Source organism: Streptomyces sp. NPDC059850, assembly GCF_042731515.1.
GTDB lineage: Bacteria > Actinomycetota > Actinomycetes > Streptomycetales > Streptomycetaceae > Streptomyces.
Genome location: NZ_JBHWJI010000064.1, coordinates 1 through 23,091, shown reverse-complemented (window position 1 = coordinate 23,091; position 23,091 = coordinate 1). Strand labels below are relative to the sequence as shown.

Here is a 23,091-nt window from a genome sequence, read left to right as displayed (position 1 = left end):
CCGAGCGGGGTCTGCGGCTCGCCGCGGCGCGCGGGGCCGTCCTTGAGGTGGACGGACACGGCGCTGCGTCCGTCGGGCAGCGTCGCCCATTCGAAGTCATGGTTGTGGTAGCCCAGCCGCAGCCCGGCACCGGCTAAGGCCTGCCCGGCGGCGTTCATGGCGTCCGTGAACGCCGCCAGCCGGTCCGCGGCGCTCTTGGCCGCGGCCCCGAGGCCGTAGGGCTCGACGTAGCGGAAGCCGATCTCCGCGAGGCGGACCATGGTGCTCCTCTCGGAGGGGGCGCGTGCTCAGTCGATGATCAGGGGGCGCAGGGTGCGGTGGGCAATGCGCAGTCCTTGGACGACCTTCTCGTCGGTGCCGCCCCAGACCGGGTCCTCGTGCTCCACGGAGAGCGTCCCGGTGAAGCCGTGCTCGTAGAGGCGGTCCACGACGCGCGCCCAGTCGACCTGGCCGAGCCCCGGCACCCGGTAGCGCCACCAGCCGTTGTCCCAGGGGTCGGGGCGGTCCACGGCCTTGCCGAAGAAGCCGTACCGGTCGAGGTCGCCGCTGCCCAGCTCGACGTCCTTGGCCTGGGCGTGCACGATGCGGTCGATGTAGGGCGCGATGGTCTTCACCGGGTCGATGCCGATCCAGGTGAGGTGCGAGGGGTCCCAGTTGAGGTAGAGGTCCAGCGAGAACATCCACTCCCACAGCTCCGGGGAGTAGGCCAGGTTGCCCGGGTAGCCGTCGGGGTGCCAGCCCTCCATGACGCAGTTCTCGATGATGACCTTCACACCGCGCTCGCCCGCGTAGTCGACCAGCTCGGGGAAGATCCGCTCGGCTTCCCTGAGGTTGTCCGCGACGGGCTTGGTCCAGTCCCGGCCGATGAACGTGCCGACGTAACGAACCCCGAGCGCCGAGGCCGCGTCCACCGCGTGCTTGAAGTGGGTACGGATCTCCGCCCGGCGCTCCGGGTCGGGGTGCAGCTGGTTCTCGTAGTAGGCGAGCGCGGACAGGTCGAGACCGTGCTTGGCGAACAGCGCGAGCGTCTCCTCCGCGTGCTCCGCCGAGAAGTCGGCGACCGGCAGATGGCTCGCCTCGAAGTCGCGACCGCCGGTCCTCGGCCAGACGGCGACCTCCAGCGCCTCGTAGCCGTTGCCGCTGGCCCACTCCGCGATGCGCGGGAGGGACCAGCCGGGGAGACAGGCCGTCAGGAACCCGAGTTTCATGCGTTCACACCTCTGTCCACGAGCTGTTACGGGAGGATCGGAGAACCGCCTCGGTGATGCGGGCGGCGCGCAGTCCGTCGTCGAACGTCGGCAGGCCCTCCGGCCGGTCGCCGCCGATCGCGGCGTACGTGTCGGCGACGAACGCCGCGAAGCATTCCGCGTACCCCTGGGCGTGGCCCGGGGGCAGCACCGACAGACGCCGCTGTTCGGCCGAGCCGTGGCCGGGATCGCGGCTGATGAGCCGGGCGCCGTCCTCGCCGCCCAGCCAGATGGTCTCCGGGTTCTCCTGGTCGAAGACCGCGCTGGCCCGCGCGCCGTCCAGCTCGAACCACAGCCGGTTCTTCCGCCCGGCGGAGACCTGGGAGACGGTGGTGGACGCCAGGACGCCGGAGGCGGTGCGCAGCAGCAGTGCGGCGCAGTCCTCGGTACGGACGTCCATGTACTCCGCCGACGACGGGTCCGGGGAGTCGGCCGAGAAGGTGCGCGCACCGGCGGCGGGCCGCTTGTCCACGGCGATCGACGTCGAGGCGACGACCTCGGCGAACCGTTCGCCCGACACCCACTCGACCAGGTCGCACCAGTGGGAGCCGATGTCCGCGAAGGCACGGGACGGGCCTCCGGCCACCGGGTCCACGCGCCAGCCGGACGCCTGCGGCGAGAGCATCCAGTCCTGCAGGTAGCTGCCGTGGATCAGATGCCAGCCGCCGAACTCGCCGTCGATCCGGCGCGCCCGGATCTCCCGGACCAGGGGGTGGTAGCGGTAGACGAACGGGACGGCGGCCACCAGCCCGCCGCTGCGGGCCGTCTCCGCCATGCGCTCCGCCTCCGCGACGGAGACCGCGAGGGGTTTCTCGCACACCACATGCTTCCCGGCGGCGAGCGCGCGCAGCGCGTAGGGCGCGTGGGTGGCGTTGGGCGAGCAGATGTGGACCACGTCCACGGAGTCATCTTCGAGGAGCGCGTCCAAGGACGGGTAGGCGGGGACCTGCCACTCCGCGGCCACCCGCTCGGACCGTGGGGGTGTGGAGGCCAGGACGCCGGTGATCCGGGCACCGGCGAGCACTGCGGCCCTGCGGTGGATCGCGCCGATCATCCCGGCGCCGACGATGGCGGTGCCGATTGCTGTGCCGGTTGCTGTGCCGTGCGGTGGAGATGTGATGACAGCCTCCCGTGACGTCGTACGGCGGTGAGCCTAAGACGGCGATTAGCGCCTCACAAGGCATGGAATTCGGCATCTTGTGAGTCATAAAAGCGGCCGGAATTGCTGTACGGTGACCGGCCATGGGAACGGTCATGGGAGCGCAGACGTCGGACCCCCGCCCGATACCCCGGCTGTCGGTCGCCGGGCTGCGGGCGCAGAACACCGGCGGCCCCGTCCACAGCTCGCTGGCCCGGCTCATCGCGTCGGGCCTCGCCGACAGCCGTGCCGACCTGGTCAAGGCCACCGGTCTGGCCCGGTCCACGGTGACCCGGCACCTGGACACGATGATCGACGCCGGGGTCGTCACCGAGAGCGGAACCGTCACCCGGCCCGGCCGGGGCCGCCCGCCGCTGCGGCTGGCGCTCAACCCCCGCGCCGGGGTGGTCGCGGTGGCCGACGTCGGCGCCCACAGCGCCCGGCTGGCCCTCGCCGACCTGGCGCAGAACCCCGTCGCGCAGGAGGAGATCGCGCTGGACGTGGCGCGGGGCCCCGAAGCCACGCTCGACCTGCTGACCGAACGGCTGCGCGGCATGCTGGCCGAATCGGCGGCGGGCGACGGGCCCTCCGCCCTCGTCGTCGGCCTCCCCGGGCCCGTCGACGCGCGCGCCGGTACGCCCGTACGGCCGCCCATCATGCCCGGCTGGGACGGCTTCCCGGTCGGCCGGACCCTGACCGAGCGGCTCGGCTGCCGGACGTTCGTCGACAACGATGTGAACATGATGGCCCTCGGCGAGGCCCGCGCCCTGCCGGAGAGCGAGGCGCCGCTGCTCTTCATCAAGATCGGCACCGGCATCGGCGGCGGCCTCGTCTCGGCCTCCGGCGAACTGCACCGGGGCGCGGAGGGGGCGGCGGGCGACATCGGACATGTACGGGTGCCGGGCGCCGACGACACCGTGTGCAGTTGCGGGAACATCGGCTGCGTCGAGGCCGTGGCCTCGGCCACCGCGATGGCGGCCCGGCTCCGCCGGGAGGACTCGGGCCTCGCCGAGCAGGACCGGCCGCGCGGCGCCGCCGACCTGGCACGGCTCGTCCGCGACGGCCACCCCGGGGCCGTACGCGTCGTCCGCGAGGCCGCGGTGACGATCGGCGAGGTGGTGGCACTGCTCGTGCACGTCTACAACCCGGCGCGGATCGTCATCGGCGGCGCCATCGCCGCCGCCAGCGACGACCTGCTGGCCAGGATCCGGGGTGTCGTCTACCGGCGGGCGCTCCCGCTGGCCACCCGTCAACTGTCGCTGACCCAGAGCGTGCTGGGGATGTCCGCCGGTGTCGTCGGCGGAACGGTGGTCGGCGTGGAACACGTCCTCTCGCCCGAGGGAATCGGCGACGTGCTGGCGCGTTCCGCCGCGACGAGTTCATCCTGACCGGCCCCCTTGCCCCCGCCGGGGAGCCGGTGCCCCGCAGAATGGCCGCATGACGGCGAAGAACGGCAGGCGATGGAACCACAACATCCATTACCACCCCCGCATCCTCCGCGCGGTCCCCGAGGGCGCCCGGCACGCCCTCGACGTCGGCTGCGGCGAGGGCATGCTCGCCCGTGAACTCCGGCGGTCCGTACCGCAGGTCACCGGCATCGACCTCGACGCCCCCAGCCTTGACCAGGCCCGCGCGCACCCGGGCGATGGCATCGACTACGTCCTCGGGGACTTCCTCACCCACCCCTTCGAACCGGCCTCGTTCGACGTCATCGCGTCCGTCGCCACCCTGCACCACATGGACGCCGCCGCCGGGCTGGCCCGCATGCGCGACCTGCTGCGCCCGGGCGGTGTCCTCGCCGTCGTCGGCCTCGCCCGCGACACCCCGCGCGATCTGCCGTACGTGCTGGGCGGGGTCGTCGCAGGCACCGCCCTCCGCGCCGTGAAGGGCTACTGGCAGCACCCCTCCCCCACGGTGTGGCCGCCGCCGGTGACGTATCCGCAGATGCGGGCGCTGGCCGCCGGGACGCTGCCCGGCGCCCGGTACCGCCGCCACGCGCTGTTCCGTTACAGCGTCATCTGGCGGAAGCCAGCGGGCGGTACGCGGTCAGGGTGACGGACAGGGTGACCGGGCACGGGTCCGGGAGTTCGCGGATCCGGGCCCGGACGTCCTCGGGGTCGTGGTGCCAGGCGTTGGGGCCCATGGCGACCAACTGGGCCAGCGCCTGGTGATCGAGCGTCATCGTGCGGGTCAGCCGCTCGGTCCCGGCGACCGTGAAGTACGGGGCGAGCTGGTCGGTCAGCCGCGACTCCTTGCGGTCGTCCACGCTCAGCAGGCCGAGCGCGTCGATCAGCTCCTGGAGGTGGCCGGGGCGGGCGGTGACGACCAGCAGGGCGCCGCCCGGCGCCAGAATCCGCCGCAGCTCCGGGCCGTTGCGCGGGGCGAACGTGTTCAGCACCAGCGAGGCGGCGCCGTCCTGGAGGGGCAGCTCCTGCCAGGCGTCGGCCACCGCCGCGCCGATCCTCGGATGCGCCTTGGCCGCGCGCCGGGCGGCGAACTTCGAGATGTCGAGCAGCACTCCCCCGGCGTCCGGAAACGCGTCCATGACCCGCGCGTGGTAGTAGCCGGTGCCACCACCGATGTCGACGACGCAGCCGGACACCTCGGGCCCGGCCGTACGGCGCGCCAGCGCGACCAGCGCGTCGGCGATGGGCGCGTAGTGCCCGGCCGCCAGGAAATCGGCGCGCGCGTCGACCATCTCCCGGGTGTCCGCGCTGTGCTTCGTCGCGCCCGGCAGCAGGTTCACATAGCCCTGCTTCGCGAGGTCGAAGGTGTGACCGGCGGAGCAGAGGAGGGCCCGTTCCCGCTGGGTGAGTGCGGCACCGCAGTGGGGGCAGGCGAGTGCGCGCACGACCCTGTTCAGCATGGATCAAGCCTATCGCCGACCGGTCACCCGCTCGGTCACCCGTTCAGCGCGGGAATGACGTCCCTCCCGTACGCGTCGATCGTCGCCTCCTTCGCGTCGTGCATCGCGTACACCGCGAACTGGTCCACGCCGAGCCCCCGCAGCGTGCGCAGCTTCTCCACATGGGCCTCCGCCGGGCCCAGCAGGCAGAAGCGGTCCACGATGTCGTCCGGGACGAAGGCCGTGTCCGGGTTTCCGGCGCGGCCGTGGTGGCTGTAGTCGTAGCCCTGGCGCTGGGCGATGTACGCGGTCAGGGACTCGGGGATGGCGCCGGAGTGGTCGCCGTAGCGGGAGACCAGGTCGGCGACGTGGTTGCCGACCATGCCGCCGAACCAACGGCACTGCTCCCGGGCGTGGGCCAGGTCGTCCCCGACGTACGCGGGCGCGGCGACGCAGATGGTGATCGCGTCCGGGTCGCGGCCCGCGTCGGACGCGGCGGTGCGGACCGCGTGGACCATCCACTCCGTCAGATAAGGGTCGGCGAGCTGGAGGATGAAGCCGTCGGCCTTCTGCCCGGCGAGGGCGAGCGCCTTGGGCCCGTACGCCGCCATCCACACCGGCAACCGGCCGTCCTTGATCCAGGGGATGCGCATCCGGGTGCCGTCCACCTCGGCCTCCCGGCCCTCCGCCAGGTCGCGGATGGCGTCGATGGCCTCACCGACCCGGGCCAGGGTGTTCGGTCTGCGGCCCGCGACCCGCAGCGCGGAGTCGCCGCGGCCGATGCCGCACACGGTGCGGTTGCCGTACATGTCGTTGAGGGTGGCGAAGGTGGAGGCGGTCACCTCCCAGGTGCGGGTGCCGGGGTTGGTGACCATGGGGCCGACGGTCATCCGCTCGGTGTGTTCCAGGATGCGGCTGTAGATGACGAACGGCTCCTGCCAGAGCACGGCGGAGTCGAACGTCCAGCCGTAGCCGAAGCCGTTGCGCTCGGCGCGGCGCATCAGCTCGACGACGTCCGAGGCGGGCGGATCGGTCTGCAGTACGAGTCCGAAGTCCATGGACGAGCCCCCTAGAGGTACTGACAGGTGGAGCGGCGGACGAACTGGCCGTGCCCGGCGCGCCCGGCGTAGGCGCGGCCGTCGATGACCGGGAGGCCGCGCGAGAGCACGGTCTCGACCTGCCCGGTGATCTGCTTGCCCTCGTAGGCCGAGTAGTCGACGTTCATGTGGTGGGTCTCGGCGGAGATGGTCTGCTCGGCGGCCGGGTCGTAGATGACGATGTCGGCGTCCGAACCGGGCGCGATGGTGCCCTTCTTGGGGTAGAGGCCGAACATCCGGGCCGGGGTGGCGCAGGCGATCTCGATCCAGCGGCGGCGGGTCAGATGGCCGTCCACGACGGCCTGGTGGAGCAGGTCCATGCGGTTCTCGACGCCCGGCATCCCGTTGGGGATCTTGGAGAAGTCGCCGCGGCCCATCTCCTTCTGCCCGGTGAAGCAGAACGGGCAGTGGTCGGTGGAGACGACCTGGAGGTCGTTGGTGCGCAGCCCCCGCCACAGCGCGGCCTGGTGCTCGCGCGGCCGCAGCGGTGTCGAGCAGACGTACTTGGCGCCCTCGAAGTCCGGCTCGGCGAGGTTGTCGGTGGACAGGAACAGATACTGCGGGCAGGTCTCGCCGAAGACCGGCAGCCCCTTGTCGCGCGCCTGCGTCAGCTCCGCGACGGCCTCCTCGGCCGACACATGGACGACGTACAGCGGCGCCCCGGCCACCCGCGCCAGCTGGATGGCGCGGTGGGTGGCCTCGGACTCCAGCAGCGCCTTGCGGACCTCGCCGTGGTAGCGGGGGTCGGTCTTGCCCTCGGCGAGGGCCTGTTCGACCAGGACGTCGATGGCGATGCCGTTCTCGGCGTGCATCATGATGAGCCCGCCGTTGGCGGCGCCGCGCTGCATGGCGCGCAGGATCTGCCCGTCGTCGCTGTAGAAGACGCCGGGGTAGGCCATGAAGAGCTTGAACGAGGTCACCCCCTCGTCCACGAGAAGGTCCATCTCCTTGAGCGAGCCCTCGTCGACGTCGGAGAGGATCATGTGGAAGCCGTAGTCGATGGCGCAGTTGCCGCCCGCCTTCAGGTGCCAGGCGTCCAGCCCTTCCCGCAGGGCGTGCCCCTTGGTCTGGATGGCGAAGTCCACGATGGTGGTGGTGCCGCCCCAGGCGGCGGCCCGGGTGCCGGTCTCGAAGGTGTCGGCGGCGAAGGTGCCGCCGAACGGCATCTCCATGTGGGTGTGCGGATCGACGCCGCCCGGGATGACGTACTTGCCGGTCGCGTCGATCGTACGGTCGGCGGTCCAGCCGCGTGCGATGTCGCTGTCGGACGCGGCCAGCGCCACCACCCGCTCGTCCTCGATCAGGACGTCGGCGTGGGTCTCATCGGCGGCGGTGATGACGAGCCCGCCGCGGATCACGGTACGAGGCATCAGCCCGCACTCCTTCCCGACTGGGTAGTGTTCAGGGCGGCTTCGAGGATGTCCGCGCCCTCATCCGCCTCCGCCACGGTGAGGCTGAGCGGCGGGGCGATGCGCAGGACGCTGCTGTTGTGGGCGCCGCCCTTGCCGAGGAGCAGCCCGCGTTCGCGGGCGGCCTCCAGGACGGCCGAGGCGGCCTCGGGGGACGGCTCGCCGGTGCCCGGCTCGACCAGTTCGACGCCGATCATCAGCCCCCGGCCGCGTACTTCGCGTACGGCGTCGAGCCCGGCACAGGCCGCGCGCAGCCGCTCGATGAGCAGTCCGCCGACGCGGCGGGCGTTGCCCTGGAGGTCGTGCTCGACGAGGTGGTTGAGGTTGGCGAGCCCGGCGGCCATGGTGACCGGGCTGCCGCCGAAGGTGGAGATGGAGTTGGCGCCGAGGCAGTTCATGACCTCCGCGCGGGCCACGACGCCGCCGATCGACATGCCGTTGCCGATGCCCTTGGCGAAGGTGAGGAGGTCCGGCGGACCGGCGGCGTCGTGGGCCTGCCAGCCCCAGAAGTGGTCGCCGGTGCGGCCCCAGCCGGTCTGCACCTCGTCGGTGATCCACAGGATGCCGTGCCGGTCCAGCACCTCGCGGAAGGCGGCGAACAGCCCGTCCGGCGGGGAGGTGAAGCCGCCCACGCCCTGGATCGGTTCGGCGATCAGCGCGGCCACGTTGCCGTGCGCCTGGCCGAGGAGGTCTTCGAGGTCGGCCACGCACGCCGCGATGAACGCGCCGTCCGACAGCTCAGCGAACGGCCCCCGGCTCCGCACCCCGCCGTGTACGTACAGCGTCTGCAGCGGGGAGATGCTGGTCGGCGACCAGGCGCGGTTGCCGGTGATGCCGACCGCCGAGAACGACCGGCCGTGGTAGCTGTTGCGCATCGCCAGGATCTGGTTGGAGCGGCGGTACGTGGTGGCGAGCAGCAGCGCCGTGTCGTTGGCCTCGGTGCCGGAGGTGGTGAAGAAGACCCGCGCGTCGGGGATGCCGGACAGCCGGGCGACGCGCTCGGCGAGGTCGACCATCGGGCGGTCGAGGTAGAGCGTGGAGCTGTGCAGGATGCGGCCCGCCTGCTCGGTGATCGCCTTGGTGACCTCGGGCAGCGCGTGGGCGGTCATGGTGGTGAGGATGCCGCCGAAGAAGTCGAGGTAGCGGTTGCCGTCCGCGTCCCAGACGTGGCGTCCCTCGCCGTGGGTGATCTCGATGGGGCGTTGGTAGTAGAGCGCCAGCCAGTCCGGGAGGACGGCCCGGTGGCGTGCGTACAGCTGGTCGCCGGTGGTCATGGCTGCACCAGTTCGTCGTAGGCGTCGGGGCGGCGGTCCCGGTAGAAGGCCCACTGCCGCCGCACCTCGTCGATGACGTCGAAGTCGAGGTCGCGGACGATCAGCTCCTCCGCCTTGTCGCTGGCCACGTCCCCGACGAACTGGCCGCGCGGGTCGACGAAGTAGCTGGTGCCGTAGAAGTCGTTGTCGCCGTACTCCTCGGTGCCGACGCGGTTGATCGCCGCGATGTAGTACGCGTTCGCGACCGCCGAGGCGGGCTGCTCCAGCTGCCACAGGTGCGAGGAGAGTCCTCGGGAGGTGGCGGACGGGTTGTAGACGAGCTGCGCACCGGCCAGCCCCAGGGCGCGCCAGCCCTCCGGGAAGTGGCGGTCGTAGCAGATGTAGACGCCGACCTTGCCGACGGCGGTGTCGAACACCGGCCAGCCGAGGTTGCCCGGCTTGAAGTAGTACTTCTCCCAGAACCCCTTGAGCTGGGGGATGTGGTGCTTGCGGTACTTGCCGAGGTAGCTGCCGTCGGCGTCGATCACGGCGGCGGTGTTGTAGTAGAAGCCGGACCCCTCGACCTCGTACACCGGGACCACCATCACCATCCCGGTCTCCCGGGCCAGCTCCCGCATCCGCCGCACCGTGGGCCCGTCCGGGACCGGCTCCGCCCACCGGTAGTGCTCCGGCTCCTGCACCTGGCAGAAGTACGGGGCGTTGAACACCTCCTGGAAGCCGATCACCTTGGCGCCCTGGGCGGCCGCCTGGCGGGCGTACTCCTCATGCTTCGCGATCATCGATTCGGTGTCGCCGGTCCAGGTGCACTGGACGAGCGCGGCACGGACGAGATTGGCCATGATCAGCTCCTTCACAGCAGTGCTCCGGGGGCTCGCCCCCGTCGTCAGCCTGTGTCTACGCACGTAGAGTCTCGCTGTGGTGAAGAACGTAGAAGCGCACTCACCACTCTGGCAATACCGCCGCCGTTACTCAACGAAGACGATCACATTTCGTGTGATGTCGCGCTTAATCGGGACCTTGAGCCGGTGGGCCTTCAGCTGGTGTGCTGTATCCCTGCCACACGGAAGGCATGGGCGAGATCGTGCTGACTGCCCGCGGACACCGAGCCCGCCGCGTCCAGGAGCAGGGGCACCAGCGCCCCCGGGTCCTCGGCCGCCGCCTCGGCCACCTCGGCGGGCGTACGGGCCCGTATGAGCGCCGTCAGCAGCAACGCCACCTCGCTGTGCGCGGCGCTCCCCAGCAGCGCGAGCGCCGTCTGTGCCACCTCGGGCAGGGGCCGCGCGACGCTCTGCCGCAGCAGCCGCTCCCCGTCGGGCTCGCGGCCCGCCGCGATCAGCGCTTGCGCGGCGGCGGCGAGCGGCTCGGGCGGCAGGCAGGCCATCTCCCACAGCAGCGTGGCCACGTCGGCCCCGAGCCCCGCCCGCTCCAGCTCCCCCGCCAGCACCGGCAGCCGTCCGGCGGGCCAGACGGCCGTCTCGCACAGCACGGCGTGCGCCTCCCCGCTGCGGCCCTCCGCCCGCAGCCGCCCCAGCCGCGTCACGGCCCCGGCGGCCGCCCGCCGGGCCTCGGCCAGCTCCTGCTGCTCACTGGCCCGAGCCCGCAGCTCCGCCTCCCGCCCCCGCTTCCGCCCCCCGCCCCACCGACTCTTCGCGGGCGCGGCCTCCGCCCCCGCGAACCGCGCCCCGCGCGGCCGCGAGGGTGGCGCCGCCTCGGCGGCCGGGCCCGGGGCGTCGTCGTACGCCGCGGCGAACCGAGCCCCTCGAGGCCGAGGGGGCGGCGCCCCATCCGCCTGCGACGGCGACCGATCCGTCTGGGACCGCCCAGCAAGCCCCGCGATCGAGGGATCCTGCAACCCACCCGCCATCCAGGACGCCCGCCCGGCTCCGGACGCGGGCCCGGGCGCCGGTCTGGATGGCGCGCCTGCGGGCCCACCGCCAGGATCCGCCCGGGGCGCGCCACCCGCGGGACCTGTGGCGGAGTCCGCATCCGCCCCCGGCCACCGATCTTGGCCAGACGCCGATCCGGACGCCGGGCCAGCGGGGCCTGTCCCCGCCACGGGTCCCCGTGCCGGGCCGGGCCCCGATGCAGACGGGGTGGTCGCAGACCGCGCGGCGAGGTCCGGGCCCACCACCGGCCACGGTGCCGGGCCGGGCACCGAGCCGGGCGAGGCGTCCCCGGACCCTCCGGCAGGGGCGGCGCCCGCCCCCGACCACTGATCCGGGCCAGGCGCCGACCCGGGCCCCGGGCCGGACCACGGCCCGGGCGGGGCGCCCGCAGACCCTGTGCCCGCCACGGGTCGCCGCGCCGGACCGGGCGCCGCCCCAGACTCCGCACCGGGCGGGGCACCCGCAGTCCCGGCCGGATCAGCACCCGCCACCGGCCCCCGCCCCGCACCGGACACCACCCCGGGCCACGACCCAGGCGCGCCCCCCGCAGGCCCCACGGCGGGATCCGAACGGTCCCCCGGCTGTCGCGCCGGGCCGGACCAGGGCCCCGACCCGGCGCCCGCAGACCCTGTGGCGGGTTCTGCACCCGCTACCGGCCACGGTGCCGGGCCAGGACCGGGCCGGGTGCCAGCGGGCCTTGCGGCGGGATCTGCACCCCCCGCCGGGCGCCGCCCCGACCCGGGCGCCTCGCCGGGCGCGGCGCCCGCAGGTCGTGCGGCGGGATCCGCGCCTGCCATCGGCCGTCGCCCCGGCTCCGGGCCGGGCCAGGGCCCGGGCGGGGCACCGGCGGGCTCCCTGGCAGGGGCAGCGTCCGCCGCCGGGCGCCCCGGGCCGGGGCCTGGTGGCGTGCCCGGGGGCGGTGGGGTCGCGGCCCCGGGGAGGGCTTCCAGGCGGGCGGTCAGTTCTTCGCAGCGGGCCGTGGCGCGGTGGTGGTCGTCCTGGGCCCAGGCCAGGGCCGCGTCCAGGGGCTCGCCATCCGTCGTGGCGTCGGCACCGGCGCGCTGGGCCGCCTGCAGCTCGCGTTCGCGGTCGGCGGCGGCGGTCCGTTCGCGGTGCATCGCGGCCAGGCGGGCGCGGAGCGCCTCGCGGGTGCCGGGGGCCGCGTCGTGGACGGTGATCGAGGCGCGGTACAGGGTGGCCGCGCGGGCCGCCGCCACGTTCGCCGTCTGGGCGCCACGCTGAGCGGAGAGGTCCTGGAGGAGCGCCTGGACGACGTCCCACGGCGGGATCTCCTCGCCGTCCAGACAGGCCCGCAGCCCCTCCGGGTCGCGTTGCGCGAAGACGGCGTACCAGCCCGTGTCCGGGTCGATCCGCCGTGTCAACGCACGCAGATAGCTCGCGAACTCCTCGATCGCCGCCGGGAGTTGCCTGCCCGCCATCGCCACCCCCGCGTTCGACACCCGCATGCTACGGACCTGGATACTGATGCGCTACGAGTAGATTTCCGGATTCGTACACGACAGGCAACCTTGTGAGGTTCCTGTGGGAAGCGGGAAGTGTGAAGCGGGCCCGGCGATCAGCGCGTCGGCCTCACCACCATCGCCGCGCCGCCGCCCCGCCGCTCCGTCTCGGCGGCGGCCAGCCACCGGCCGTCGCCGAGCCGCTGGACGCCGGTCGCGGCCCCGATCTCGGGGTTCTGCTTGAAGGCGTGGCCCAGCGCCTCAAGACGGGCCCGCTCCGGGCTGTTCCAGAGCCCGGGCTCCAGCTCGGTCTGGGCGGCGTTGCGCTGGCTGGCGCGCGGTGCGGCGATCGCGTCGACCAGCGGCATGCCCCGGTCGACATGGTTCAGCAGGGTCTGCAGCACGGTGGTGATGATCGTGGCGCCGCCGGGCGAGCCGAGCGCCAGCACCGGCTTGTGGCCGTCGAGGACGATGGTCGGCGACATGGACGAGCGCGGCCGCTTGCCCGGACCCGGCAGGTTCGGGTCGTGGACGGCGGGGTCGGCGGGCGCGAAGGAGAAGTCGGTCAGCTCGTTGTTGAGCAGGAAGCCCCGGCCGGGGACGGTGATGCCGCTGCCGCCGGTCTGCTCGATGGTGAGGGTGTACGCGACGACGTTGCCCCACTTGTCGGCGGTCGTCAGGTGCGTGGTGCTCTCGCCCTCGTACGTGGTCGGGGCGGCGCGGCCGCGCGTGTCGCAGGAGCCGGGGGCGCCCGGGTCGGTCGGGTCGCCGGGGGCGAGCGGGCTCTTGAGCACCGCGTCGGGCTTGATGAGGCAGGCCCTGGAGTCGGCGTACCGCTGCGAGGTGAGCGCCTTGGTCGGCACGTTCTCGGCGGACGGGTCGCCGACCCAGCGGCCCCGGTCGGCGAACGCTATGCGGGAGGCCTCGATGAAGCGGTGCAGATACTCGCGCTCGCCGAGCTTGGAGAGATCGGTGCGCTCCAGGATGTTCAGCGCCTCGGCGACGCTGGTGCCGCCGGAGGACGAGGGTGCCATGCCGTACACGTCCAGGCCCCGGTAGGACGTACGGGTCGGGGCCTGCCGCTTCGCCTCGTACTCCCGCAGGTCCTCGGCGCGCAGATCGCCGGGGTGCACGGTGCGCCGCGCCTCCGGATCGACGGGGGGCTTGCGCACCGTGGAGACGATGTCGCGGCCCACCTCGCCCTTGTAGATCGCGCCGACGCCCTTCTTGGCGAGCAGGGCGTAGGTGCGGGCGAGGTCGGGGTTACGGAGCGTCGAGCCGACAACCGGGAGCTTTCCGCCGGGCAGGAACAGCTTGGCGGAGGCCGGGAAGTCCTTGAAGCGGTCCTCGTTGTCGGCGGTCTGCTGGCGGAAGGTCTTGTCGACGGTGAAGCCGTCGCGGGCCAGCCGCTCGGCGGGCCTCAGCACCTGGGCGAGCGATTCGGTGCCCCAGGCGCGGAGCGCGTCCCGCCAGGTGGCCGGGGTGCCGGGGGTGCCGACGCTGAGCCCGCTGGTGACGGCGTCGGCGAACGGCAGCGGCTTGCCCTGGTCGTCCAGGAAGAGGTCCTTGTCCGCGCTGAGCGGGGCGGTCTCGCGGCCGTCGAGCGTGGAGACGGTGTGCCGCTTGGCGTTGTAGTAGACGAAGTATCCGCCGCCGCCGACGCCCGCCGAGTACGGCTCGGTGACCCCGAGCGCGGCCGCCGTCGCCACCGCCGCGTCGACCGCGTTGCCGCCGCGCCGCAGCACGTCGATCCCGGCCGCCGAGGCGTCCGGGTCGACACTGGAGACCGCGCCGCCGTAGCCGGTGGCCACCGGCGTCTTGGCGGGGGTGCCAGCACCCGAGGGGGCCGCGTGCGCACCGGCCGGGGCGACGCCGAGCACGGCGACCATCCCGGCCGCGGCGGCGAGCGCGGGCAGCCGGTGCCGGACGGCTCCCCGGGCCGTGGCGCTGCTGGTTGCTGCGGCTGGTCGTGCGGCGTGCCCCATCCGGACCTCCTGGCGAACGGCAGAGAGCGGGAGCCTACCGGCGACGCTCATGCTCACGACAGAGGGCGAGTGATCCCGGAGCGCCGCTGGAGTACCCCCGGAGTGGCTCTGTAACGGCACCTTGAGTAGCAGCTCGCGCGCCCCCTTGAGTGCCCCTTTGGGATTCGCTCGAACACCCACCCGTATGGCAGCTACGATGCGCGGCCATGACTGACACCGTGCAGGACCTGATCGCTTCCGGAGCGGCCCTGATCGTGGGGCTGGCGCTCGGCTGGGCCGTGCACGCGGCGGCCCGGCGCCGGGGGCGCGCCCGCGAGCAGCGCTTCTTCGGCCTGCCGGACGGCTCGGAATGCGTTCTGGTCACCCACCGGGACAGCACCTCGGCGCACTGGTCCATCCCCCGCCATGACGCCCTCGCGCTGCTCGGGCTCGCCTCCGTCGTGGAGAACTGCGGGGCGCACGCCGAGGTGGCCCCGCACGACACCGGGCTGCAGGGCTTCGGCGCGCGCACCGAGTTCTGCGTCGGCGATCCGATCGCGCACCGCCGCCTGGCCGCGCACATGGCGAACCTGCTGCCGGGCGTGAGCGTGGACCCGGGCGACGAGTCCGGCGTGAACCGGGGCGCCTTCACCATCGGCGGCACCGAATACCGCCCGGAGCCCGGCGAGCTGGAACACGTACTCGTGGCGCGGCTGACGGCGGGCGACGGCGGCCGTCCCGTCTTCCTGGCCTCCGGGCAGCGCCCGGTCACCCACCGCGCCGCCGTACGCCACCTGGTGCGCAACCGCGCCAAGCTGGCCCGCAAATACGGCTCGCAGGGCTCGTTCTGTCTGCTGCTGAAGGTGGTCAACTCGCAGGCGTACGGCCCGGATGTGGTCGAGCTGGTCGCGGACGTCACCAAGGCGGCCACCACGGGAGGCGGCCGGGCGTCCACGAAGTCGCTCCTCAAGGAGGGCTGAGCCGGGGGGATATCGCATCGCGGACGATGCACGGGCCCGCTACGCCCGCATCGTTACCCAGGCGTAACTTACCGCCCTATTACCAGCGGTAAGGCGCGGAGTTACCGTCAGGTCACTTAGCCCCGCACCGGTGCTCCCCCGCCCCCCACGGCATCCCCACGTCTGGAGCCACAGTGACCCCTGCCCGCCGAGCGCTGCGTACGACCGCCGCTGCCTCCCTTTCGGCAACCGTCCTGGCCGGTGCGACCTTCGTCCTCGCCCCCGCCGCCACGGCCGCCCCCACCGCGCCACCCACGGCTACGGCCGCCGACACCTCCGTACGGTTCGTCGACATCCCGGGCGACGGCGGCGTCACGCTGGCCGCCAACGTCGTCGCCCCGGCGGACACCTCGCGCCGCCACCCCCTCGTCGTGCTGCCCACCAGCTGGTCCATGCCGCAGATCGAATACCTCGCGCAGGCCAAGAAGCTCGCCGACTCCGGCTATGTCGTGGTCAGTTACAACACCCGCGGCTTCTGGCAGTCCGGCGGCCGGATCGAGACGGCCGGGCCACCCGATGTCGCCGACGCGTCGAAAGTCATCGACTGGGCGCTGGCCAACACCGCCGCCGACCCCGACCACATCGGCATGGCGGGCGTGTCGTACGGCGCTGGGATCAGCCTGCTCGCCGCCGGTTTCGACAAGCGCGTCAAGGCGGTTGTCTCGATGAGCGGCTGGGCGGATCTGATCGCGTCCATCTACAGCGGCCGCACCCAGCACGCCCAGGCCGCCGGGCTGCTCGGCGGCGCCGGGGCGCTCACCGGCCGCCCCAGCGATGAATTCCAGCAGATCATGAAGGACTTCCTCGGCTCCAACCTGGCCAAGGAACCGGAGATGATCGAGTGGGGCGCCAAGCGCTCGGCGGCCACCTACCTCGACAAGATCAACGCCAATGGCGCGGCCATCATGCTGGGCAACGCCTGGGGCGACTCCATCTTCCCGCCCAACAGCTACGCCGACTTCTACGACAAGCTCACCGGCCCCAAGCGGCTGGAGTTCCGGCCGGGCGACCACGCGACCGCCGAGTTCGGCGGGCTCTTCGGGCTGCCGAACGACACCTGGGAGCACAGCAAGCGCTGGCTCGACCGCTACCTCAAGGGCGAGCGCAACGGCATCGACAGCGAGCGGCCGGTGCAGCTCATGTCCCGTACCGGCGGCGGCTACGAGGGCTACGCCAGCTGGTCCGCCGTGCCCTCGGAGCGGCGCCGGGTCGCGCTCGACAAGGCCGAGACCGTCACCGCGAACCACGACTCGGGCGCCAACGCCGGAACCGTCATGCTCAGCGGCGCGCTCGACCAGTTCCTGAAGCTCCCGCCGCTCGCCTCGATCCCGCTGCTGCCGCGCTCGTACGCCGCCGTCTGGCAGACCGGTACGTACGCGACCCAGCAGCGCGTGCGCGGCACGGTGAAGCTCCACACCACCCTCACCAGCGACAAGCCCGACGGCACCGCGGTCGCCTACCTCTACGACGTGGGCCCGCTCGGCGTCGGCAAGCTCATCACCAACGCGCCCGTCACCTTCCACGACCGCACCCCCGGCAGGCCGTTCCCGGTCGACCTGGACCTGTTCTCGACGGCGTACGACGTCCCGGCCGGGCACCGGCTCGCGCTGGTGGTCGACACCGTCGACCCGCTCTACATCGAGCACAACCCGGACGGCGCCCACCTCACGTTCTCCTCCCCGGCGGCCGACCCCTCGTATCTGTCGGTCCCGGTGCGCGACTAGGAACCAGGGACTAAGTACCGCGGGTGTCGCCCGGCAGCGGCGCGGCCGGGCCGGGCAGCGCCACGTGCACCTTCTCCGTCTTCACACTGCGCCGCTGCCGCTTGGCCACCCAGTTCGCGCACCACGACAGCAGCATGCACATCCCGATGTAGACCGGCGAGATGACCATCACGACGGGGATGAACGGCAGGTCGTAGTCCAGGTTGGACGCGATGAGCTTGCCCGCGTGCAGGAACTCCTCGTAGGTGATGAGGAAGCCGAGCGAGGTGTCCTTCAGGGCCACCACCAGCTGGCTGATGATCGCGGGCAGCATCGCCCGTACCCCCTGCGGCACCAGGACGTACGCCATGACCTGCGTCTTGCGCAGCCCCAGCGAGTACGCCGCCTCCCGCTGCCCCCGGTCCACCGCCGCCACGCCCGCGCGGAACACCTCGGCGAGCACCGAGCCGTTGTAGAGGGTCAGCCCGGTGACCAGGGCGGGCAGCGGCTGCACCTTGAGCGCCACGAAGACGAAGAAGATCATCACCAGCACGGGCATCGCGCGGAAGAACTCCACGACCAGCGTGGCCAGCCAGCGCACCGGGCGGTGATCCGACAGCCGCCCGGCGGCCAGCACCCCGCCCAGCGCCAGCGAGAGGACGGCGGCGAGCCCGAACGCCTTGAGCGTGTTGGCCAGCCCGCGCAGCAGCAGCTCCTGGATGCCCACGTACTCGAAGGGCATCCACTTCCGGTACGCGAACTGACCCGTGTCGACAAGGAGATAGATCACCCAGGCGATCAGGGCCAGCAGCACCAGCGTGGCGATCACCCCGTAGAGGCGGTGACGGCGGACGGTACGGGGCCCGGGGGCGTCGTAGAGAACGGCGGTGGCGGTCAACGCGGCACTCCCCAGCGCTTCTCCAGCACGGTGAAGATCGCGCTGATGGTCAGGGTCACGAGCAGATAGCCGACGGCGATCCAGACGAAGGACCAGATGATGCTGTAGCCCATCTCATTGAGCGGCTTGTACGTGCCGAGCAGTTCGGTGACGCTGAACGACCCGGCGATGGCGGAGTTCTTGGCGAGCGCGATCAGTGTCGAGCCGACCGGCGGGATGACGGCGCGGAACGCCTGCGGCAGCACCACCGCCCCGAGCGTCTGCTCGAACGTCATGCCCAGGCTGCGGGCGGCCTCGCCCTGCCCGACCGGCACCGTGTTGATGCCCGAGCGCACCGCCTCGCAGATGAACGCCGAGGTGTAGCAGCCGAGCGCGAGCACCGCGAAGGCCGTGAACGGCAGGATCAGCCCGAAGCGCGGCAGCCCCAGCATCACCGCGAAGAACAGCAGCGTCAGCGGGGTGTTGCGCAGCACCGCCACCCAGGCGGTGCCGAAGGCGCGCAGGCTCGCGACCGGCGCGACCCGGAAGGCGGCCATCAGGACGCCGAGCGCGAGGGCGAGCAGCGAGGCGTAGACGGTCAGCTCGACGGTGCCGAGCAGGCCCCGGCCGTAGAGCGAGAAGTTGTCGGTGAGGACGTCCATGGCTCGGACCTCAGTGGTAGCGGTCGACGGCGGGGGGTTTCGGGGCGGGCACACCGGAGAGGCCGAGGGTCGCGTTGTACGCGCGTCTCCAGTCGCCGTTGCGCTCGTGGGCCTCGATGGCGTCGTCCAGCGCGAAGCGCAGCGCGTTGTCCCGCCTGGGGACGCCGATGCCGTAGGGCTCCTTGGAGAAGGGCTTGCCCACGACCTTCAGCTCCTCGGGGGCCTTGGCCGCGTAGCCGAGCAGGATCACGTTGTCCGTGGTGACCGCGTCGACCTGGTAGCTGAGCAGGTTGTCGACGCACACCGAGTAGTTGTCGTACGCGACCGCGTGGGCCTTGGGGTAGTCGTGCTGGATGCGCTGCAGCGGGGTGGAACCGGCCGCCGAGCAGACCGTCTTGCCCGCCAGGTCGGCGGGGCCGTGGATGTCGTCCGTATCGGTGCGGACCAGCAGCGCCTGACCGGCCATGTAGTACGGACCGGCGAAGCCGACGAGCCGCTTGCGCAGCGGATTCATGGTGTAGGTGCCGACGTAGTAGTCGATCTGGCCGTTCTGGAGCGCGGTTTCCCGGTTGGCGGAGGCGACGGCCCGGAACCGGATGCTCCGGGGCGGGAAGCCGAGGGAGGCCGCCATCATCTTGGCGATCTCGATGTCGAAGCCGGAGTAGCGGCCGGTGGCCGGATCCTTCTCGCCCAGGTACGGCTGGTCCTCCTTGACCCCGACGTTCAGATAGCCGCGCCGCTTGGCCTTGCGCCAGGTGGGCGAGGACGGGAGCCGGAAGTCGGTGGCCACCGTGTAGCGCGGCAGCTGCTCGGCCTTCGGGCCCTTGGCGGGCGGACTGCCCTCCTTGCCGCAGCCGGTTCCGGTGAGCGCGAGGAGCAGCGCGAGGACGGCGGTCAGGGTGCGCCTCATGTGCGTCATGTGCGTCATGTGCGTCATCGCCCGGCTCAGTGCTTGAGGATCTTGGAGAGGAAATCCTTGGCCCGGTCGGACTCCGGCGCCTTGAAGAACGCCTCCGGGCTGCGGTCCTCCACGATGCGGCCGTCGGCCATGAAGACCACGCGGTTCGCGGCGTAGCGGGCGAAGCCCATCTCATGGGTGACCACGGTCATCGTCATCCCGTCGCTGGCGAGCTGCCGCATGACCTCCAGCACCTCGTTGATCATCTCCGGGTCGAGCGCCGAGGTCGGCTCGTCGAAGAGCATCACCTTCGGGTCCATCGCCAGCGCCCGGGCGATCGCCACGCGCTGCTGCTGGCCGCCGGAGAGCTGGGCAGGGTACTTGTCCGCCTGGTCCGCGAGCCCCACCCGGTCCAGCAGCTCCCGGGCGCGCCGGGCGGCCTCCGCCTTGCCGCGCTTACGGACCTTCACCTGGCCGAGCATCACGTTGTCCAGCACGGTCCGGTGGGCGAACAGATTGAACGACTGGAAGACCATCCCCACTTCGGCCCGCAGCCGCGCGAGTTCCTTCCCCTCCTCCGGAAGCGGCCGTCCGTCCACGACGATCGAGCCGGACTGGATGGTCTCCAGCCGGTTGATCGTCCGGCACAGCGTGGACTTCCCGGACCCGGACGGTCCGATGACCACGACCACTTCCCCGCGGCCGACGGTGAGGTCGATGTCCTGGAGGACGTGCAGCGCGCCGAAGTATTTGTTGACGTTGCGCAGCTCGATCAACGGTTCACCAACGGGCATACCGCGCAAACTATCCGCACGAAAGCGGCATTTCGGCCAGGACACGCACCGAGGGGCGGATGACGCCCGTTAGGTGATGGCGTTCTACGCCTCCGAGACCTCCGCGTACAGCTGGGACAGCTCGGGGGCGCCGTCGGCGGCCCATTGGTGGCCCGCCTCGACCACGTCGACCTCCCGGCCGGAGCCGAGCCGGACCACGGGGCGGCCGTTGGGCCACACCTGCCAGACGGCGCCCGGGACGGTGCGGATGATGACCGTGCCCAGATAGAGCCCGGCGTCGTTACCGAGCCAGGGCAACTCCTCCGGGTCGTCGCGCCAGCGCGGGACCAGTTGGTCCAGCGCCTCCAGCGATCCGGCCGAGTCGTCGAGCCCGATGCCCGCCTGTTCGGCCCGGGCGCGCAGCAGTTCGCATTCGGAGAGGAGTTGCGCCACGCCCTGGGGGTCCGCCTCCTGGGCGCTCACCAGCGCCGTACCGGAGGCCGCACCATGCCGCTTGCGCCAGTTGTCCAGGAAGGGGATGTTCATACAGCTCAGCGTCGCACCAAGCGCACGGGCGCACCACAGGGCGCGCGGTGGGCTCCGTGACCCGTTGCTTGTCTTGACGACACCCGGCCGACTTCCTACGTTCGCCATGCACCTGTCGAATCGCCGGTCGGGTCGGTTACGAGAGGGGACACATATGCGCGTCGGCAGACCATGGTCGGTGGCCGGGATCGTCGCGGGAGGTGCCGCCCTCGTACTCCTCGCACCGGCCGCACCCTCGGTGGCCCAAGGCCCCACCACCACGAAGCCGCTCCCTCTGGAGCGGCTTTTCGACAACCGGGCGGTCGGCGACGACGCGGCGCCGGGCACGGCGGACTTCGACGGAGCGGGCAACTCCCTCTCCGCGCAGGACCTGCGCGCCGCGGGCTGGACGCCCGGGCGCGCCATCGCCCTCGACGCGGCGCGGCTCACGTGGCCGCGGAGCGCGGGGCGCCAGCCGGACAACGTGATCGCGGATGGGCAGAAGGTCCGGCTGCGGGGGCGCGGCGACGCGCTCACCTTCCTGGTGGCGAGCAGTTCGCCGGGCGGCCCCGGCGCCGGGGCGAGCGGCACCGGCCGGGTCCGCTACCGGGACGGTTCGTCCGGTACGTACACCCTGAGCGCGCCCGACTGGCGCGCGGGCCCCGCCGCCACCAAGGCGGTCGGCCTCCCCCACCTCAACACCGCCGACGGGCAGCGGCAGGAGGCGGCCCGGCTGTACGCGGTGACGGTTCCCCTGCGCGGCGACCGGGAGGTCGCGTCGGTGACCCTGCCGAAGGACCCCGGTCCGGGGGCCGATCTGCACGTCTTCGCCGCCTCGCTGCGGCAGCCCGCGCGGGGCTGGACCGGCAGCTGGGCGGCGAGCACCGCCGGTTACACCAAGGTCGGGCCGTGGACCGACCAGACACTGCGGCTCGTCGTGCACACCAGCGCGGGCGGGCCGGGGGCGCGGGTGCGGCTGGAGAACACCTTCGCCGCCGCGCCCGTCGACATCGGCCACGCCACGGTCGCCCTCCAGTCGAAGGGCGCGGCGGCGCACGGCACTCCGGTGCCGCTGACCTTCCGGGGGCGGGCCGGTACGTCGATCCCGGCGGGCGCGCAGGTCTTCAGCGACCCCGTGAACTTCGACGTACCGGCGGACACGAACCTTTTGGTCAGCATTCACCTTCCCGGGCCGGTCGCCGCGGTGCCGGTGCACACGCAGGCCACGCAGCGTTCGTTTCTGAGCGCGCCGGGCAGTGGTGACCGCACGGGCGAGGCGGGCGGCGAGGCGTACACCGGCACCCTCACGACGTGGCCGTTCCTCACCGGGGTCGACGTGCGGGGCGGGCCGGGGTCGGTGGTGGCGCTCGGCGACTCCATCACCGACGGCACCAAGTCCACGATGGACGCCAACCGGCGCTGGCCCGACGTCCTCGCCCGTCGGCTGCGCGCGCCGGGGGCGGGCGTGCCCGCGTACGGCGTCGTCAACAGCGGCATCTCCGCCAACCGCGTGGTCACGGACGTCTACCCGGGCGACGGGGTCAGTACGGTCACCAGCGGGGTGAGCGCGGGCAGCCGCCTGGAGCGGGACGCCCTGGCCCAGACCTCGGCCCGTACGGTCGTCGTCTTCCAGGGCATCAACGATCTGCGGTGGGGCACGTCTGCCGAGTCCGTCATCGCGGGGTTGAAGGGTCTCGCGGCGCGGGCGCACGCACGGGGGTTGCGGGTCGTCGGCGGGACGATCACGCCCTGCGAGGGCGAGGCGTTGTGCACCGCCGACGCGGATGCGCGGCGTTCCGTGGTGAACGCCTTCATCCGCGACAGCGGTGGGGCGTTCGACGCGGTCCTGGACTTCGACGCGGTCGTCCGCGACCCGGCGCGCCCCTCCCGGATCCTCCCGGCCTACGACAGCGGCGATCACCTGCACCCGGGAGACGCGGGCCTGCAGGCCATGGCAGAAGCGATCCCCCTACGCTCCCTGACCGCACACTGATCCCCGGCCCCGGCGCCCCGAACCCGGGCGGGGCGTGCGGGGCTAGGCGGCGCGCTGGTGGGCTGAGAGGGGCACTTCCCCACCCCGCCCCTCCCCGAAACCGGAGGCTCCGCCCCCGGGCCCCCGTGGAGGCTTCGCCCCCGAACCCCGGCCCATGGGCCCCGACCCGGCGTGCGCCGAACCCGGCTAGGGGCCATCCGGCGGGGGCTTCGTCCCCCGGTGGTGGCGCTGGTGGGCTGAGGGGGCCTTCCCCCACCCCGCCCCTTCCCGAAACCGGAGGCTCCGCCCCCGGGCCCCCGTGGGGGCTTCGCCCCCAAACCC

The 23,091-nt window shown here is 72.6% G+C and carries 19 protein-coding genes; 5 read left to right on the top strand and 14 right to left on the bottom strand.

What is annotated here, in order from left to right; all coding sequences use genetic code 11:
* Positions 1-287: 287 nt before the first annotated feature.
* Together ACFV9T_RS35870 and ACFV9T_RS35865 are read right to left on the bottom strand one after the other, a co-directional pair.
* Positions 288-1,208: a sugar phosphate isomerase/epimerase family protein gene (locus tag ACFV9T_RS35870; RefSeq protein ID WP_385446710.1), complete on the bottom strand. Its 921-nt coding sequence runs from the start codon at positions 1,206-1,208 to the stop codon at positions 288-290.
* A 4-nt stretch (positions 1,209-1,212) separates the two neighbouring features.
* Positions 1,213-2,316, bottom strand: a complete 1,104-nt coding sequence (locus ACFV9T_RS35865) for a Gfo/Idh/MocA family protein (protein WP_385446736.1) — start codon at positions 2,314-2,316, stop codon at positions 1,213-1,215.
* A gap of 173 nt (positions 2,317-2,489) precedes the next feature.
* On the opposite strand from ACFV9T_RS35865, the gene ACFV9T_RS35860 reads away from it, so the two are divergent.
* Together ACFV9T_RS35860 and ACFV9T_RS35855 are read left to right on the top strand one after the other, a co-directional pair.
* Positions 2,490-3,773 (top strand): ROK family protein, encoded by a 1,284-nt coding sequence (locus ACFV9T_RS35860; RefSeq protein WP_385446709.1) that lies wholly within the window; start codon positions 2,490-2,492, stop codon positions 3,771-3,773.
* Between the two features lie 49 nt (positions 3,774-3,822).
* Positions 3,823-4,440, top strand: a complete 618-nt coding sequence (locus tag ACFV9T_RS35855; RefSeq protein WP_385446708.1) for a class I SAM-dependent methyltransferase — start codon at positions 3,823-3,825, stop codon at positions 4,438-4,440.
* On the opposite strand, the gene ACFV9T_RS35850 is transcribed toward ACFV9T_RS35855, so the two are convergent.
* From ACFV9T_RS35850 to ggt, 7 genes are all read right to left on the bottom strand, one after another.
* Complete coding sequence (locus tag ACFV9T_RS35850) at positions 4,400-5,251, bottom strand: putative RNA methyltransferase (RefSeq protein WP_385446707.1); 852 nt, start codon at positions 5,249-5,251, stop codon at positions 4,400-4,402. The genes ACFV9T_RS35855 and ACFV9T_RS35850 overlap by 41 nt on opposite strands.
* 35 nt (positions 5,252-5,286) lie before the next feature.
* Positions 5,287-6,288 carry a TIGR03842 family LLM class F420-dependent oxidoreductase gene (locus ACFV9T_RS35845; RefSeq protein WP_385446706.1) on the bottom strand — a complete coding sequence of 334 codons (1,002 nt, stop codon included), beginning with the start codon at positions 6,286-6,288 and terminating at the stop codon, positions 5,287-5,289.
* Positions 6,289-6,299: 11 nt separating this feature from the next.
* The gene (gene hydA, locus ACFV9T_RS35840; protein WP_385446705.1) at positions 6,300-7,697 is read right to left on the bottom strand and encodes a dihydropyrimidinase; all 1,398 of its coding nucleotides are present in this window, start codon (positions 7,695-7,697) and stop codon (positions 6,300-6,302) included.
* Complete coding sequence (locus ACFV9T_RS35835) at positions 7,697-9,010, bottom strand: aspartate aminotransferase family protein (RefSeq protein ID WP_385446704.1); 1,314 nt, start codon at positions 9,008-9,010, stop codon at positions 7,697-7,699. Before ACFV9T_RS35835 ends, hydA begins: the two co-directional genes overlap by 1 nt.
* The gene (locus ACFV9T_RS35830; RefSeq protein ID WP_385446703.1) at positions 9,007-9,849 is read right to left on the bottom strand and encodes a nitrilase-related carbon-nitrogen hydrolase; all 843 of its coding nucleotides are present in this window, start codon (positions 9,847-9,849) and stop codon (positions 9,007-9,009) included. Before ACFV9T_RS35830 ends, ACFV9T_RS35835 begins: the two co-directional genes overlap by 4 nt.
* Positions 9,850-10,043: 194 nt before the next feature.
* Positions 10,044-10,862, bottom strand: coding sequence for a hypothetical protein (locus ACFV9T_RS35825; protein ID WP_385446702.1), 819 nt, complete (start codon positions 10,860-10,862; stop codon positions 10,044-10,046).
* Between the two features lie 1,610 nt (positions 10,863-12,472).
* Positions 12,473-14,245, bottom strand: coding sequence for a gamma-glutamyltransferase (gene ggt / locus ACFV9T_RS35820; RefSeq protein WP_385446735.1), 1,773 nt, complete (start codon positions 14,243-14,245; stop codon positions 12,473-12,475).
* Between the two features lie 302 nt (positions 14,246-14,547).
* On the opposite strand from ggt, the gene ACFV9T_RS35815 reads away from it, so the two are divergent.
* Positions 14,548-15,300, top strand: a complete 753-nt coding sequence (locus ACFV9T_RS35815; RefSeq protein WP_385446701.1) for a hypothetical protein — start codon at positions 14,548-14,550, stop codon at positions 15,298-15,300.
* A 173-nt stretch (positions 15,301-15,473) separates the two neighbouring features.
* Entirely contained in the window at positions 15,474-17,063 is a 1,590-nt protein-coding gene (locus ACFV9T_RS35810) for an alpha/beta fold hydrolase (RefSeq protein ID WP_385446700.1), read from the top strand.
* Between the two features lie 10 nt (positions 17,064-17,073).
* On the opposite strand, the gene ACFV9T_RS35805 is transcribed toward ACFV9T_RS35810, so the two are convergent.
* The 5 genes from ACFV9T_RS35805 to ACFV9T_RS35785 form a co-directional block, all read right to left on the bottom strand.
* Positions 17,074-17,940, bottom strand: a complete 867-nt coding sequence (locus ACFV9T_RS35805; RefSeq protein WP_385446699.1) for an amino acid ABC transporter permease — start codon at positions 17,938-17,940, stop codon at positions 17,074-17,076.
* A complete protein-coding gene (locus ACFV9T_RS35800) occupies positions 17,937-18,581 on the bottom strand; it encodes an amino acid ABC transporter permease (RefSeq protein ID WP_385446698.1) in 645 nt (214 codons plus the stop codon). Before ACFV9T_RS35800 ends, ACFV9T_RS35805 begins: the two co-directional genes overlap by 4 nt.
* A gap of 10 nt (positions 18,582-18,591) precedes the next feature.
* On the bottom strand, positions 18,592-19,509 hold the full coding sequence (locus tag ACFV9T_RS35795) for a glutamate ABC transporter substrate-binding protein (protein ID WP_385446697.1): 918 nt from the start codon (positions 19,507-19,509) through the stop codon (positions 18,592-18,594).
* Between the two features lie 17 nt (positions 19,510-19,526).
* A complete protein-coding gene (locus ACFV9T_RS35790; protein ID WP_385446696.1) occupies positions 19,527-20,273 on the bottom strand; it encodes an amino acid ABC transporter ATP-binding protein in 747 nt (248 codons plus the stop codon).
* A gap of 84 nt (positions 20,274-20,357) precedes the next feature.
* On the bottom strand, positions 20,358-20,798 hold the full coding sequence (locus ACFV9T_RS35785; protein ID WP_385446695.1) for a DUF6278 family protein: 441 nt from the start codon (positions 20,796-20,798) through the stop codon (positions 20,358-20,360).
* 154 nt (positions 20,799-20,952) lie between these two features.
* On the opposite strand from ACFV9T_RS35785, the gene ACFV9T_RS35780 reads away from it, so the two are divergent.
* Positions 20,953-22,770: an SGNH/GDSL hydrolase family protein gene (locus ACFV9T_RS35780; protein ID WP_385446694.1), complete on the top strand. Its 1,818-nt coding sequence runs from the start codon at positions 20,953-20,955 to the stop codon at positions 22,768-22,770.
* Positions 22,771-23,091: the final 321 nt, after the last annotated feature.

Excerpts from the sequence above, each read along its gene's own strand:
- ACFV9T_RS35785 (WP_385446695.1), bottom strand. The coding sequence starts at position 20,798 with ATGAACATCCCCTTCCTGGACAACTGGCGCAAGCGGCATGGTGCGGCC.
- ACFV9T_RS35780 (WP_385446694.1), top strand. The coding sequence starts at position 20,953 with ATGCGCGTCGGCAGACCATGGTCGGTGGCCGGGATCGTCGCGGGAGGT.
- ACFV9T_RS35845 (WP_385446706.1), bottom strand. The coding sequence starts at position 6,288 with ATGGACTTCGGACTCGTACTGCAGACCGATCCGCCCGCCTCGGACGTC.
- ACFV9T_RS35815 (WP_385446701.1), top strand. The coding sequence starts at position 14,548 with ATGACTGACACCGTGCAGGACCTGATCGCTTCCGGAGCGGCCCTGATC.
- ACFV9T_RS35860 (WP_385446709.1), top strand. The coding sequence starts at position 2,490 with ATGGGAACGGTCATGGGAGCGCAGACGTCGGACCCCCGCCCGATACCC.
- ggt (WP_385446735.1), bottom strand. The coding sequence starts at position 14,245 with ATGGTCGCCGTGCTCGGCGTCGCCCCGGCCGGTGCGCACGCGGCCCCC.
- ACFV9T_RS35790 (WP_385446696.1), bottom strand. The coding sequence starts at position 20,273 with ATGCCCGTTGGTGAACCGTTGATCGAGCTGCGCAACGTCAACAAATAC.
- ACFV9T_RS35795 (WP_385446697.1), bottom strand. The coding sequence starts at position 19,509 with ATGACGCACATGACGCACATGAGGCGCACCCTGACCGCCGTCCTCGCG.
- ACFV9T_RS35855 (WP_385446708.1), top strand. The coding sequence starts at position 3,823 with ATGACGGCGAAGAACGGCAGGCGATGGAACCACAACATCCATTACCAC.
- ACFV9T_RS35800 (WP_385446698.1), bottom strand. The coding sequence starts at position 18,581 with ATGGACGTCCTCACCGACAACTTCTCGCTCTACGGCCGGGGCCTGCTC.
- ACFV9T_RS35870 (WP_385446710.1), bottom strand. The coding sequence starts at position 1,208 with ATGAAACTCGGGTTCCTGACGGCCTGTCTCCCCGGCTGGTCCCTCCCG.
- ACFV9T_RS35835 (WP_385446704.1), bottom strand. The coding sequence starts at position 9,010 with ATGACCACCGGCGACCAGCTGTACGCACGCCACCGGGCCGTCCTCCCG.
- ACFV9T_RS35830 (WP_385446703.1), bottom strand. The coding sequence starts at position 9,849 with ATGGCCAATCTCGTCCGTGCCGCGCTCGTCCAGTGCACCTGGACCGGC.
- hydA (WP_385446705.1), bottom strand. The coding sequence starts at position 7,697 with ATGCCTCGTACCGTGATCCGCGGCGGGCTCGTCATCACCGCCGCCGAT.
- ACFV9T_RS35850 (WP_385446707.1), bottom strand. The coding sequence starts at position 5,251 with ATGCTGAACAGGGTCGTGCGCGCACTCGCCTGCCCCCACTGCGGTGCC.